Here is a 13,267-nt window from a genome sequence, read left to right on the forward strand (position 1 = left end):
CTACAATAGATTACAAGTCAAGAATCTTGGAGCAAATCCATCATGTTATCTCTATCTAAAGCGCAAAAAACCGGGAAATTAGAAGAGTTTATAGCTCAGGAAGAAGCGCGCGGCGTCGGCCAGATCAGCGCGGCGGAGTTCGATGAAACAGCCGCTACTGTGATCAAAACGCCGCTACAAGACGATCAAACATCAGGTTCGCTTCCCAGCGATGGTTCGCCCGGAAAGTGAACTCGTCCAAATACCGGCGCATGTGCTTCTGGCTGATCGAAACATGAGTGCCACGGATCGAATGTTTGAAGTGACGCCAGAAGCTTTCAACATGGTTTGTATGGTGCAGCGTGTCGGTGTCGGCATCATACACGGCCCACTCTTTCGCTCCATGCTTCACCGCAACATGCGAATATCCATGCTCTTTCAGTAAGCGGTAGCTGTAGAGTTCATCGGTCGATACGGTCGAGCCAGCCTCAACGGTTTTGAGTGTTTCGGCCCGAAGGGTTTTCAGTTTCACGTCAGGGATAATCTCGGTCACGAGACGCCCGCCGCGTTCCTTGAAGCCCATGACAATGGTTTTGCCAGCGGCACCGCGCCCACGTTTGCCGGGGCGCTTGCCGCCCACGTAAGCTTCATCAATCTCGACATGACCTTGAAGCATGGCTTTCAGGTCGTGCTTGTCCATCTGCTCACGGATTTTGTGACCGATCCGCCATGCGGTCTTATAGGTCACCCCAAGTTGACGTTGCAGTTCCTTGCCGGAAACCCCGTGCCGCGTCGTGACAAACAGGTAGATCGCATAGAACCAAACCTGGAGCGGCGTCCGGGTATCTTGGAAAATGGTGCCAGCCGTAGGGTAGACATGATCACCACAGGCGGCACAGGCCCACGCACGGCGGTTGCTCATGCGGTGGAAGGTGCTTTCAACACCGCAGGCTTGGCAAACGTGACGATCCCCGAAGCGAACGCGGAAGATGTGTTCAAGGCAGGCTTCATCATCGGGGAAGCGCTTGAAGAAATCGCGGACACTAAAGTCGGGGGATGCTGATTTGCTCTTTTCCATGCATCATATATAGCAAATCGGCTTACTTGCGTCAAGGGGATACACCCCAAAAAGAATCCCCGGACCGCCGCCGCAACCAACCATGCCAGCCGTCAGGCAAGCCATCCTCGACGCCTTCGCGAGACCACCACCAGGACGCTGCCCCCATTGTGAAAGGCTCATCGCAGAACGCCCAAAAAAAATTCTGCCAAAGTAGTGTTAGCCCCCAGGATCGCAGGCGGCCCGTCATAATCATACAGTCATGACCATACCGGTTTAGTTATTTATTCAATAATTTCAATGCCGATTCGCGATCCCGGCGCTTCATGACTTCGCTTTCCAGCATCGCCTATGCCTTCCCACCGCGTCCGCGGACGGGTGCTGATCGGGCGAGTGAAAGCTCGGCATCCGAAAACCTCCAGGGGCCGCGAACGCCGGGGATGCCATCGGGCGTGATCCGCAAACCTCGCGCAAGAACTTGGGGGTCGGCGAACACCTGTTCCATCGTGTTGATTGGCCCGGCGGGGACATTGGTGCGTTCGAGCGCCTCCAGAATTCGGGCAGAGCTCCAGCCGGCGATTGCAACCGAAAGCAACTCGGTCAACAAATCGCGGTTCTGCACCCGCTCGGCATTGGCGGCAAACCGGGCGTCACCAGGAAGCTGATCCAGCCCCAACACTTGGCAGAACCGGCTGAATTGGCCGTCATTGCCCACTGCGACGATGACGTGACCGTCAGCCGTGGCGAAAACCTGGTAGGGTGCGATATTGGGATGGCTGTTCCCCCGCCGGACAGGCGACTGTCCGGTGACGAGGTAGTTCATCGCCTGGTTCGCCATCGACGCGACCGCGCAATCGAGAAGCGACATGTCGATATGCTGGCCCCGCCCGGAGGTGTGGCGTTGCTCGACTGCGGCAAGAATACCGACCGCCCCATAAAGACCGGTCAGAATGTCGGTCACGGCGACACCCACCTTCTGTGGCTGTCCGTCCGGTTCGCCGGTGACAGACATCAGCCCCGACATCCCTTGAATTAGGAAGTCGTATCCGGGCCGGTCGGCATAAGGCCCGGTCTGGCCGAATCCCGTGATCGAACAATAAATCAGTTGCGGGTTCAACGCCGAGAGGCTGTCGTAGTCGAGGCCGTATTTCACCAGCCCGCCCCGTTTAAAGTTCTCGACCAGAACGTCGGCTCCGGCGACCAGTTCTCGCACCGCACGGCGGCCTTGTTCAGTTCGGAAATCGGCGGTGATAGAACTCTTGCCCCGATTGGCCGCGTAAAAGTAAGCCGCCGACCGGTCGCCCTCGCGCTCGATGAAGGGCGGGCCCCAGCGCCGCGTGTCGTCGCCCTCCGGCGCCTCCACCTTGATTACTTCGGCCCCCAGATCAGCCAGAATCTGGCCAATCCATGGGCCGGCGAGGATTCGCGCCAGTTCGACGACCCTCAGCCCAGCGAGTGGCCCCCCCATCAGAAAAATGCCTGCAGCCCGGTCTGTGCGCGGCCGAGGATCAGGGCGTGTACATCATGGGTGCCTTCATAGGTGTTTACCGTCTCGAGGTTCAGCATGTGGCGGATGACTTGGAATTCCTCGGAAATGCCGTTCCCGCCATGCATGTCACGGGCCATACGGGCGATGTCCAGCGCCTTGCCGCAGTTGTTGCGTTTGATCAGGCTGATCATCTCGGGGGCGGCGCGGGCATTGTCCATCAGCCGGCCCACCTGCAATGCACCCTGAAGCCCGAGTGTGATCTCGGTCAGCATATCGGCCAGTTTCTTCTGGAAAAGCTGGGTCTGTGCCAGCGGCTTCCCGAACTGCTTGCGGTCCAGCCCATATTGACGCGAGGCGTGCCAGCAGAATTCCGCCGCGCCCAACACGCCCCAAGCGATGCCATAGCGAGCGCGATTGAGACAGCCGAAAGGCCCCTTCAATCCCTCGGCATGGGGCAGGAGTGCGTCTTCGCTCACCTCGACGCCGTCCATCACGATCTCGCCGGTGGTGGAGACACGCAAAGAAAGCTTTCCACCGACCTTGGGCGCCGACAGACCCTTCATGCCCTTTTCAAGAATGAAACCTCGGATCTTTCCGCCGTGAGCCTCGGATTTCGCCCAGACCACGAAGACATCGGCGAAGGGGCTGTTAGAGATCCACATCTTGCTGCCGGTCAGGCGATAACCGGTCCCGGTCTTCTCGGCGCGGGTCTTCATTGAGCCGGGGTCGGAGCCGGCGTCAGGCTCGGTCAAGCCGAAACAGCCGACTAGTTTTCCCGAGCACAGGCCAGGCAGATATCTACGGCGCTGCTCCTCGCTGCCATAGGCGTAGATCGGATAGATAACCAGGCTCGACTGCACCGACATCATGGAACGGTAGCCCGAATCCACCCGCTCGATCTCACGCGCGATGAGACCATAGGTGACGTAAGAGGCGCCAAGCCCGCCATATTCCTCGGGCACGGTAGCGCCCAGAAGACCCGCCTCGCCCATCTCTAGGAACAGCTCCGGCGCACTGATCTCGTTGCGGTAGGCCTCGATCACCCGCGGCTGAAGCATATCTTGCGCGAACACCCGCGCCGCATCGCGCAGCATGCGCTCATCTTCCATGAGTTGGTCCTCGAGACGGAAGGCATCCTCCCAATCGAAGCGCGACATATCGGGAGCGTCTTTAGTGGGCAGCGTATCTTTCATGGCCTTACCTCATGCAGTCGTATCGATTTCGAGATCGAGGAAGGGAGCATATTGCTGGGCGCCGAAAATGTCACCGTCGCCCGGGCTTCCGCTGGGGCGATCGCGCAGGATCGTGAACTTGATCGCATAGGCCGGATCGTATTCGACGAAATCGGTTATCCGCTGTGGATCGATTCGCAGAACTGCAGCCACCGTTTCGCGGCTTAGCGCCCCGGAGCGTTTCACCAATTCATACGCATCGAATTCGCGGAAGATCACATCGAACGTGATCTTGTCGGTTCCGGCATTCTTGCTACGGATGGTCTTGGCCAGATCGGAGAGTTTCTTAGTGGACATTGGTCGTCTCCGCGATTTCGACACCAATTTCGGCGGTGTGGAGGGGGAAAAGCTCTAGCGGTTCATCGACCGCCATGGTGTGGTTGACGGTCCAGCGATGGGCCGGGCTGGCCAGCATTACCTCATCGAACACGAACGAGACGCCACCGGCGGTGCCCTTTACGTCGGGCAGGCGGGCATAGAACAGCTGCCGGGTGCCGATCATGGCGACCTCCTCGGCCATTTCACGGGTTGGCGCCACGCCCTGAACACGTCGATCTCGGGGCATCGCAGACGATGTTGCTTTCCTCGCGTTGAACGACGCGCGTCTGATCTCCCTGCGGGTGGCGGCTCAGGGCACCGACCGCGCGATCCATGGCCGCAATCTATCTTGCGCGTTCGATATCGGTTTGGATGCAATCTGAATTCTGCCGCTTTGCTTGAGAATGACGCGACAACCGACCCGGTGATGCGCCAGCCCGGGAAGCCCGAGATTTCCTGCGCCCTCTCGGGGCACCCGGCGAGAACACCCCTTTAAAGCGCGCCCTCACCCGCGGGCCGGTTGGTGATCCAGCGGCACTGATAGGGGCGCATCAGGATATCCGGCCCGGCGGCTGAAATCCTCTCTCCGCTCAGCAGATCCACCCATTGCTCGCCGCCGATCAGGTTGATCGACAAGGGCGGCACCGTCAGCTCGTCCTTGCTGACGTTGTGCAGCGCGAAAATCGATTGGTCGCGGTTCAGGCTCTGGCGCCAGATCCCGAAGATACGCTCGTCCAGATGCAGGGTGAACTGGGTGGCGTTCGGGTGAAACGCGGGTTGGCGGCAACGCACCTGTATCCGCTGCCGCATGCCGCTGAGAACCTGCGCGTGCAGGCTGTCGGGATCGTCAAGCTGGGCGCGCAGCGTCGGGTAATCCCAGCGGTGACGGTTGATCGCCCGGTTGATGCCGGTCTTGGCGACCCCCTCGTAATCGTTCGGCGTGGCCAGAAGCGAATGGATGTAGAAGGCCGGTATCCCCTCCAGCGCCATGGCGATGGTCTGGCTGCACAGAAAGCGATCGACCTGCCATTCATCCTCGCCCTCGAAGGTGCCTTTCATCGCGTCGAAGAAGGTGATGTTCAGCTCATAGGGCGACTCGCCGCCACCGGCCAGCGCGCGCATCGACACCTTGCCGCCAAAGCGTTTGACCGTGTCGATCACCTTGAGCGTCTGTTCGGTATCCAGAATACCCTCGGCCGGGCGCATCCCGATCCCGTCATGCGAGGCGGTGAAGTTCAGATAGGCACAGCCCAGCTGCGCCGGCGGCATCGACACCTGCCAGCGCTTGAGATGCTCCGCCGTTCCGCTCAGAAGCGCGTGCAGCAACAGCGGCGGCAGCGAGAAGTTGTAAACGGCGTGCGCCTCGTTGCGGTTGCCGAAATAAGACAGGTTTTCCACATTCGGCACGTTGGTCTCGGTCAGCAGGATCAGCGGCTCGACCGCGAAATCGCATAGGATGCGCATGAGCTGCACGATGGCATGAGTCTGCGGCAGGTGGATGCAGGGGGTGCCGATTTCCTTCCAGATGAAGGCCACCGCATCCAGCCGGATGATCCGCACGCCATGGTCGATGTGCAGCCGCATGATGCGCAGGAATTCCAGCAGCACCTCGGGGTTGCGGAAATCCACATCGACCTGGTCATGGCTGAAGGTACACCACACGTGGCGGGTGCCGCTCGCCGTCTCGACCTCGCGCAACAGCGGGCTGGTGCGGGGCCGCACGACACTGCTCAGGTCATCCTCGGGGGTGGCTTCGAAAAAGAACTTGTCGAACGGTTCATGCCCCTGACGGTATTCGTTGAACCACGTGCCCTGGCTCGAGACATGGTTCAGCACCAGATCCGACATCAGCGTGAATTCATCCGAGATGCGCCGGATATCGGCCCAGTCGCCCAGATGGCTGTTGACCGTGCGGTAATCGGTGACCGCGAAACCGTCATCCGAAGTGAACGGAAAGAACGGCAGGATATGCACCGAATTGACGCTGCCCTTGAGATAGCGGTTCAGGAAATCATTCAACAGGTCCAGCGGCTTGTGCACACCGTCGATCAGTGAATTGCCATAGGTGATGACCATGGCGTCGCCCGACGACCACAACCGGTTGCCCGGCATCCGCGAGCGTTTGCGGCGGCTGCTGCCTTCGGGCCAGAAGGCATCGATAACCTGGGTGGTCAGGATGTCCTGATTGAGATCGGGATAGATGCGGCTGATCAGATCGGCCAGCTTGACGCTGAGGGTCGGCGGAGTGTTGGTCATGGCTCGGACTTTGCGGATTTCCGCCCAACTTGCCGAATATCCGAAGGGTTACAAGCCCTTCCCGCGCCGTTGCCGGTTCTGATTCGCAGCTTTTGCTTCAATGCAACGGTCTGCGCCGCGCGGTGCTCAGCCGTCGGGCGGCAGGATCATGATCGCCCGGAAATCGTTCACATTGGTCAGGGTCGGGCCGGGGGCGACCTGATCGCCCAGCGCCGCGAAAAAGCCGTGGCTGTGGTTGCGCTCAAGCTCCGCCTGCGGGTCCAGCCCCAGCGCTGCGGCGCGGGCCAGCGTATCGGGCGTGACCACCGCCCCGGCGACATCGGCCGCCCCGTCCACCCCGTCGGTGTCGCAGGCGATGGCGAAGATCCCCGCCGCCCCGTTCAGCGCCAGCGCCAGCGACAGGCAGAATTCGGCATTCGGCCCGCCCACCCCGTCGCCCCGCCGCGTGACGGTGCATTCCCCGCCCGACAGCAGCAGCACCGGCCGGTCGCCCTTTGCCATGGCCGCGGAAATGTCCAGCGCGCGCCGGGCCTGCGCCATGGCAACCTCGCGCGCCTCGCCCTCGATCGCGTCGCCCAAAAGCTCCACCCGCGCGCCCGCTGTCTCCGCCGTCGCCCTTGCCGCGTCCAGCGACTGGGCCGGGGCGGCGATGACCCGGTTTTCCACCTTCGACAACGCCGGCGCCTCGGGGGGCAGCACGCCCGTCGGCCCGCCCAGCACCGCCGCGACAGAGGCCGGCGGGGTGATGGCGCAGCGCGCCAGAATGGCGCGCGCATCGGCGGGGGTGGTGTGATCGCCCACCGTGGGCCCCGACGCGATGAAGGCCGGGTCATCACCCGGCACATCGGAAATCATCAGCGCCAGCATCCGCGCCGGATAGGCCGCCGCCGCCAGCTGCCCGCCCTTCACCCGCGAAAGATGCTTGCGCACCGTGTTCATCGCCAGAATGGGCGCGCCCGAGGCCAGAAGCGCGGCATTCACCGCCTGCTTTTCCGCCAAGGTGATCGCGCCGGCGGGTTGCACCAGCAGGGCCGAGCCTCCGCCCGAAATCAGCGCCAGCACGAATTCCTCCGGCCCCAGGCCGCCCAGCAGGCCCAGCATCCGCGCGGTCGCGTCGCGCCCGGCCGCGTCAGGCACCGGATGGGCGGCTTCGACGATCTCGATCTTCCGGGTGGGCCGCCCGTAGCCATAGCGGGTGATCACCAGCCCCTCGACCGGCCCCCAGGCCCGTTCCACCGCTTCGGCCATCCGGGCCGAGGCCTTGCCCGCCCCGATCACCACCACCCGTCCCGCAGGGCGCGGTGGCAGGGCGGCAGGCACGCAGAGCATCGGGTCAGCGGCGGCAACCGCGGCATCGAACAGGCCACGCAGAAAAGCGGCGGCATTGCCGCCCGCCCAGGTTCCGGTCATGTCGTCAGATCTGGCTGTCACCCCGGCCTCCGCCTTCGCATTGTCACCGGTTTTAGAATGCCGGTACCGCGAAGAGAAGCCAGAACCCGGATCAGCGCAAGAGCAGCGCTTGTTCCAAAGGGGTGTTTTCGGCGACGAGATCGGCAAGGCTGACCTTGTCGAGCGAGCTGTAGAACGCCGTCAGCGCATCCGACAACACGCCCCGCAAACGGCAGCAATCGATCAGCGGGCAGGTGTTGGTGTCATTGGCGAAGCATTCGGCAAAGGGCACACCGGCCTCCAGCTTGCGAAACACCGTGCCGACGAAAACCTGATCCGCCGGCTGTTCCAGCGTCACCCCGCCGTGGCGGCCGCGCGTGGTCTTGACCAGCCCGAACCGGCTGAGCGAATTGATCACCTGCGCCATATGGTTCTCTGACGTGTTGCACGCCTGGGCGATATCGGATTTGCGCACGACGCGCCCGGCATTCACTGCGCAGTACATCAGCGCGCGCATGGCGATATTTGTGCGGGTCGTCAATCGCATGGGAACCGGCCTTTCGAGGCTGTTTGCGGCAAATGGTCCATTGTGGATATAACATTTGCCATGCCGAAAACTTGATCGAGATCAGACATGCCAAGTGTAGCGGCAAAAATCCGGATCAGGGCGTCAACCTCGGCGCTTCACTGATATGAACGATGTTCATATGTCGATTGCCCCCTCCCCGCCTCCTCATCGGCGCAGAGCAACACGCGGGTTTTGACTTGGGTCAAAGCAGCCGTCCGAAAAACGTGCAGGAAAGACTAAACTTTTTCAGGAGGAGTCGCATGTCCCATCTCACGCAAATTCCAGCCTCTCGCAGGGCCTTTCTGGGGCTGGCTGCGGGGGGCCTCGCGCTGGCGGCGGCCGGCGCACCCGCGCAGGCGGCAAAGGTCAGGACATCGGCAAGGATCGTGATCCTGGGCGCGGGCGCCGCCGGCACCGCGCTGGCGAACCGGTTGGTGGAACGGCTGGAGGGGGCCAGCATCACCCTGATCGACGGGCGCAAGCAGCACCTCTATCAGCCGGGCTTCACCCTGATCGCCGCCGGGCTGAAACCCGCCGATTACTCGGTGTCGGAGACGGGCGGCTGGCTTCCGAAAGGCGCAAGCTGGATCGAGGAACCGGCAGCGGAGATCGACCCCGAGGCCAAGATCGTGACCACCGCGTCGGGTCAGAAAGTGGCCTATGACTATCTGATCGTCGCCACCGGGCTGACACTGGATTATGATCAGATCGAGGGCATGTCGCTGGATCTGGTCGGCCGCGAGGGCATCGGCTCTGTCTATGCCGGGCCGGATTACGCCGCCAAGACCTGGGCCTTGATGGACAGGTTCACCGACGAGGGCGGCATCGGCCTGTTCACCCGCCCGGCGACGGAAATGAAATGCGCCGGTGCGCCGTTGAAATACACCTTCCTGACCGACGATTACGCCCGCAGAAAGGGCACACGCGGCAAGGTCGAAATCAACTATGCGGCGCATGGCGGCAGCCTGTTCTCGGTTCCGATCGTGAATGAAAAGGTGCGGATGCTCTATGAGGATCGCGGCTTCAACACCGTTTACAACCACGTGATGAAGGCTATCGACCCCGGCAAGAAGATCGCCACCTTCGCCACGCCCGAGGGCGATGTGGAAATGCCCTATGATTTCACCAACGTGATCCCGCCGATGCGCGCGCCCGACGTGGTGATCAACTCCCCCCTGCCCTGGGCCGACAGATGGGTCGGCCAGGGCTGGGTCGAGGTGGACCAGTACAAGCTGCGCCACCGCCGCTATCCCGAGGTGTTCGCGGTGGGCGACATCGCCGGGGTGCCGAAGGGCAAGACGGCGGCCTCGGTCAAGTGGCAGGTGCCCGTGGTCGAGGAACAGCTTGTGGCCCAGATCGAAGGAAAGGACAGCGACGAGCTTTATAACGGCTACACCTCCTGCCCCCTGATCACCCGTATCGGCCGGGCGATGCTGGTGGAGTTCGACTACAACAACAACCTGACCCCCTCTTTCCCCGGCGTGATCGCACCGCTGGAAGAGCTGTGGATTTCCTGGCTGATGAAAGAGGTGGCGCTGAAGGCCACCTATAACGCCATGCTGCGCGGCAAGGCCTGAGAGGAGGGCGAGGATATGAAAGACCTGACGTTTCAAACCCTGATCGCGGTGTTCGAAGAGATCTTCGGCTTCTGGCTGTTCTGGGGCATGGTCGCCGCCGCCGTGATCGTCACGCTGGCCTATATCTACGTGCTTGTCCGCGACCGGTCACTGTCGATGCGCAAATTCTTCCTTGCACAGCTGTCGATGCCCTTTGGTGCCGTCGCGGCCGTGTGGTTCGTGATGGTCATGACCCATTCCCATGTCAGCGACATCGGCGGGCCGGTCGATGTGATCGTGTTCCTCGGCGTTGCCGTTCTGGGTGCGATCGGCTGCGCGATCCTCGTCTATACCCTGCAATCGCTGATGCGCGGCAAGGGTGATACAAGCTCTGATCTCTAGGAGGCTCTCATGAGCAGTTCAGACATTCCCGGCAGCGCGGCGCACAACCGGCTGGAAGAATACCCCATCACCTTCTTCGCGATGGTGATGGGGATGCTGGGGCTGACGCTGGCCCTGCACGGCGCCGAACGTGCGTTCGGCTGGGGCAGCGGGATGTCGGATGTGGCGCGGGGGCTCTCGATCGTGCTGTTCGTCGCGGTGGCAACGGGCTACGGGCTGAAGACGCTGCGCTATCCGGGCCATGTGGCGGCGGAATGGAAACACCCGGTGCGGCTGGCGTTCTTCCCCACCGTCTCGATCTCGCTCCTGCTGCTCGCGATCGCCACCCTGGCGGACTGGCCCGCCCTCGCCCGTGCCCTGTGGATCGCGGGCGCGGCGCTTCAGGGCGTGCTGACCCTCGCGGTGATTTCCGGCTGGATCGGCACCCGCAGCTTTCAGCACGGGCACCTGTCGCCCGCGTGGTTCATCCCGGCGGTGGGCAATGTGATTGTGCCGGTCGCAGGAATGCCGCTGGGCTATGTCGAGCTGAGCTGGCTGTTCTTTTCGGCCGGCATGATCTTCTGGGTGATCCTGCTGACGCTGGTGTTCAACCGGCTGACCTTTCACGACCCGCTGCCGGGCCGGCTGCAGCCGACGCTCGTGATCCTGATCGCACCGCCCTCGGTGGCGTTCGTGGCCTGGGTCCGGATGACGGGCGGCGTGGATCCCTTCGCCCATGTCCTGCTCAGCCTCGGCTATGTCTTCGCGGCGCTGGTGGCAACACAGCTGCCGCGCATCCTGCGGCTGCCCTTCGCGCTGTCGTTCTGGGCGCTGTCCTTCCCGCTGGCGGCGCTGTCGATCGCCAGCTTCCTCTATGCGCAAGAGGCCGGATCGGCGGCGCACAGGGCCATCGGCGCCGGGCTTCTGGCGCTGCTCTGCGTGGTGATCGCAGCGTTGCTGGGGCGCACGGCGCTGGCGATTTCGCGTGGCGAGATCTGCCAGCCGGAATGATGGTTCAGCTTCGGCGGGGAAGCACCAGCATCCCCGCGAAGATCAGCGCCGAAACGGCAACGATGCTGGGCCCCGCCGGCGTGTCATAGGAGAGTGACGCCCAAAGCCCGCCCAGCGCCGACACCGCCCCGACGACGACGGCCAGCACCGCCATGCCCTCGGGCGTGCGCGACGGGCCGCGCGCGGCGGCCGCGGGGATGATCAGCATCGCCACGATCAAAAGCGCCCCCACCACCTTGATCGCCACCGCGACCACAAGCGCCAGCGCCAGCGTCAGCACCATACGCTCGCGCCCCGTGTCGATGCCGCTGGCATGGGCCAGCTCCTCGTTCAGCGTAGAGGTCAGCAGCGCCGACCAGCGCCACGCCAGCAGCGCCAGCACCGCCAGCGCCCCGCCCCAGATGAACCCGAGATCACTGCGGCTGACGGCCAGAATGTCGCCGAACAGATAGGCGGTCAGATCGACCCGCACCCCCTGCAGGAACGACACCCCCACCAGCCCGAAGGCCAGCGCCGCATGGGCCAGCACGCCCAGCGTGGTATCCATCGCCAGCCCGCGCCCCGCCAGCGCGCTGACGGTCAGCGCCATCAGCAGCGCAACAACAAGCGTGCCGACAAAGATATTGACCGAAAACGCCAGCGCCAGCGCCACGCCAAGGATCGCGGCATGTGATGTCGCCTCGCCGAAATAGGCCATGCGCCGCCAGACCACGAAACATCCCAGCGGCCCTGCGGCCAGCGCCACGCCAAGCCCGGCCAGCGCGGCCCGCGTCAGAAAATCATCCAGCATGGCCCTGCCCCGCGTGATCTTCGCCGTGATCATGATCGCAATTGTCATGCGCGTGATCATGCGCGTGCTGATACAGCGCAAAGGCGCCGCCGGTGCCAAGCCCGAACAGCGCCCGGTATTCCGGCGCGTTCGACACAACGGTGGGCGTGCCCTGGCAGCAGACATGGCCGTTCAGACAGATCACCCGGTCGGACGCGCTCATCACCACATGCAGGTCATGCGATACCATCAGGATCGCACAGCCGGTTTCCTGCCGCACCTCTTCGATCAGGCGATAGAACGCGGCGGTGCCGGGCTGGTCCAGCCCCTGTGTGGGTTCGTCCATGATCAGGATCTGCGGATGCGCCAGAAGCGCCCGCGCCAGAAGCACGCGCTGGAACTGCCCGCCCGACAGCGCGTCCATCTGCTGTTCCTCGACACCGGGCACCCCGACCCGCTCCAGCGCGCCGGCCACATCCCGTGGCGCGCGGCGCACCGGCAGCGACAGGAACCTGCGCACGGTCAGCGGCATCCGGCCATCCAGCGTCAGGCGCTGGGGCATATAGCCGATGGTCAGACCGGGCAGCCGCCGCACATGCCCGGCCGATGGCGGGCGCACCCCCAGAAGCGCGCGCAGCAGCGTCGACTTCCCCGATCCGTTGGGGCCGACCACGGTAACGATCTCGCCCGGTTCGATGGTGAAATCCACGTCGCGCAGAACGGTGTCACCGCCGAAGCGGACGCTCATGTTTTCGGCGGTGATCAGGCTCATGCGCCCTCCTGGCAGGCGGGGCACAGGCCCGCCGCTTCGATGTTCAGCCGCTCGATGCGAAAGCCGACGGCCCTGGCCGCATCGCCCATTGCCGCCGCCACGCCCCCGCCCGGCGCCTCGGCCACCTGATTGCAGCCGGTGCAGATGAAAAAGGCCGGGCTGTGCGCCTCGCCCGGGTGCATGCAGGCGGCAAAGGCGTTCAGGCGGCGGATGCGATGGGCCAGCCCGTGTTCGACCAGAAACTCCAGCGCGCGATAGGCCACGGGGGGCTGCGTGCCGAATCCGTCTTCGGCCAGCCGCGCCAGCACGTCATAGGCACCCATGGCCTGGTGGCTTTCCAGCAGGATCTCCAGCGCCCGGCGGCGCACCGGGGTCAGGCGCAGCCCCTGCGCCCGGACCATATCCTCGGCACGCGCCAGCACGTCGGTGCTGCAGCAACTGTGATCATGCTCGGCAAAGGCAAGCGGTGTTTCGGCTTCGGTCATGGTTC

14 protein-coding genes are annotated in these 13,267 nt (G+C 63.4%); 3 read left to right on the forward strand and 11 right to left on the reverse strand.

Annotated features, from left to right (window positions below):
- Window positions 1-163: 163 nt before the first annotated feature.
- The 8 genes from GGR17_RS16050 to GGR17_RS16085 form a co-directional block, all read right to left on the reverse strand.
- The gene (locus tag GGR17_RS16050; protein ID WP_054539588.1) at window positions 164-1,057 is read right to left on the reverse strand and encodes an IS1595 family transposase; all 894 of its coding nucleotides are present in this window, start codon (window positions 1,055-1,057) and stop codon (window positions 164-166) included.
- Window positions 1,058-1,385: 328 nt separating this feature from the next.
- Entirely contained in the window at window positions 1,386-2,504 is a 1,119-nt protein-coding gene (locus GGR17_RS16055; RefSeq protein WP_054539589.1) for a CaiB/BaiF CoA transferase family protein, read from the reverse strand.
- Entirely contained in the window at window positions 2,504-3,718 is a 1,215-nt protein-coding gene (locus tag GGR17_RS16060) for an acyl-CoA dehydrogenase (RefSeq protein ID WP_054539590.1), read from the reverse strand. Before GGR17_RS16060 ends, GGR17_RS16055 begins: the two co-directional genes overlap by 1 nt.
- Window positions 3,719-3,727: 9 nt before the next feature.
- The gene (locus tag GGR17_RS16065) at window positions 3,728-4,054 is read right to left on the reverse strand and encodes a DUF4387 domain-containing protein (protein WP_054539591.1); all 327 of its coding nucleotides are present in this window, start codon (window positions 4,052-4,054) and stop codon (window positions 3,728-3,730) included.
- Window positions 4,044-4,322 (reverse strand): hypothetical protein, encoded by a 279-nt coding sequence (locus GGR17_RS16070; RefSeq protein WP_207642713.1) that lies wholly within the window; start codon window positions 4,320-4,322, stop codon window positions 4,044-4,046. The genes GGR17_RS16065 and GGR17_RS16070 overlap by 11 nt, the downstream gene beginning before the upstream one ends.
- Window positions 4,323-4,567: 245 nt before the next feature.
- Window positions 4,568-6,331: a sugar phosphorylase gene (locus GGR17_RS16075; RefSeq protein ID WP_054539593.1), complete on the reverse strand. Its 1,764-nt coding sequence runs from the start codon at window positions 6,329-6,331 to the stop codon at window positions 4,568-4,570.
- 126 nt (window positions 6,332-6,457) lie between these two features.
- Window positions 6,458-7,741 carry a glycerate kinase type-2 family protein gene (locus tag GGR17_RS16080; protein ID WP_054539594.1) on the reverse strand — a complete coding sequence of 428 codons (1,284 nt, stop codon included), beginning with the start codon at window positions 7,739-7,741 and terminating at the stop codon, window positions 6,458-6,460.
- Window positions 7,742-7,832: 91 nt separating this feature from the next.
- Entirely contained in the window at window positions 7,833-8,267 is a 435-nt protein-coding gene (locus GGR17_RS16085) for an RrF2 family transcriptional regulator (protein ID WP_054539595.1), read from the reverse strand.
- 281 nt (window positions 8,268-8,548) lie between these two features.
- Between GGR17_RS16085 and GGR17_RS16090 the strand changes: the two genes are divergently transcribed.
- Genes GGR17_RS16090 through GGR17_RS16100 form a run of 3 tightly spaced genes read left to right on the forward strand, consistent with a single transcriptional unit; the run spans window position 8,549 to window position 11,236 of the window.
- Window positions 8,549-9,865, forward strand: coding sequence for an NAD(P)/FAD-dependent oxidoreductase (locus GGR17_RS16090; protein ID WP_054539596.1), 1,317 nt, complete (start codon window positions 8,549-8,551; stop codon window positions 9,863-9,865).
- Between the two features lie 15 nt (window positions 9,866-9,880).
- A complete protein-coding gene (locus tag GGR17_RS16095) occupies window positions 9,881-10,246 on the forward strand; it encodes a DUF5368 domain-containing protein (RefSeq protein ID WP_054539597.1) in 366 nt (121 codons plus the stop codon).
- A 9-nt stretch (window positions 10,247-10,255) separates the two neighbouring features.
- Window positions 10,256-11,236 (forward strand): SLAC1 anion channel family protein, encoded by a 981-nt coding sequence (locus tag GGR17_RS16100; protein ID WP_054539598.1) that lies wholly within the window; start codon window positions 10,256-10,258, stop codon window positions 11,234-11,236.
- 4 nt (window positions 11,237-11,240) lie between these two features.
- Here the strand turns inward: GGR17_RS16100 and GGR17_RS16105 are convergent, their stop codons facing one another.
- Genes GGR17_RS16105 through GGR17_RS16115 form a run of 3 tightly spaced genes read right to left on the reverse strand, consistent with a single transcriptional unit; the run spans window position 11,241 to window position 13,262 of the window.
- On the reverse strand, window positions 11,241-12,026 hold the full coding sequence (locus tag GGR17_RS16105; protein ID WP_054540444.1) for a metal ABC transporter permease: 786 nt from the start codon (window positions 12,024-12,026) through the stop codon (window positions 11,241-11,243).
- Window positions 12,016-12,777: an ATP-binding cassette domain-containing protein gene (locus GGR17_RS16110; RefSeq protein ID WP_054539599.1), complete on the reverse strand. Its 762-nt coding sequence runs from the start codon at window positions 12,775-12,777 to the stop codon at window positions 12,016-12,018. Before GGR17_RS16110 ends, GGR17_RS16105 begins: the two co-directional genes overlap by 11 nt.
- Entirely contained in the window at window positions 12,774-13,262 is a 489-nt protein-coding gene (locus tag GGR17_RS16115; protein WP_037207398.1) for a Fur family transcriptional regulator, read from the reverse strand. Before GGR17_RS16115 ends, GGR17_RS16110 begins: the two co-directional genes overlap by 4 nt.
- Between the last annotated feature and the right edge of the window lie 5 nt (window positions 13,263-13,267).

This window comes from Actibacterium naphthalenivorans (genome assembly GCF_014196965.1).
Classification (GTDB): Bacteria; Pseudomonadota; Alphaproteobacteria; order Rhodobacterales; family Rhodobacteraceae; genus Actibacterium_A; species Actibacterium_A naphthalenivorans.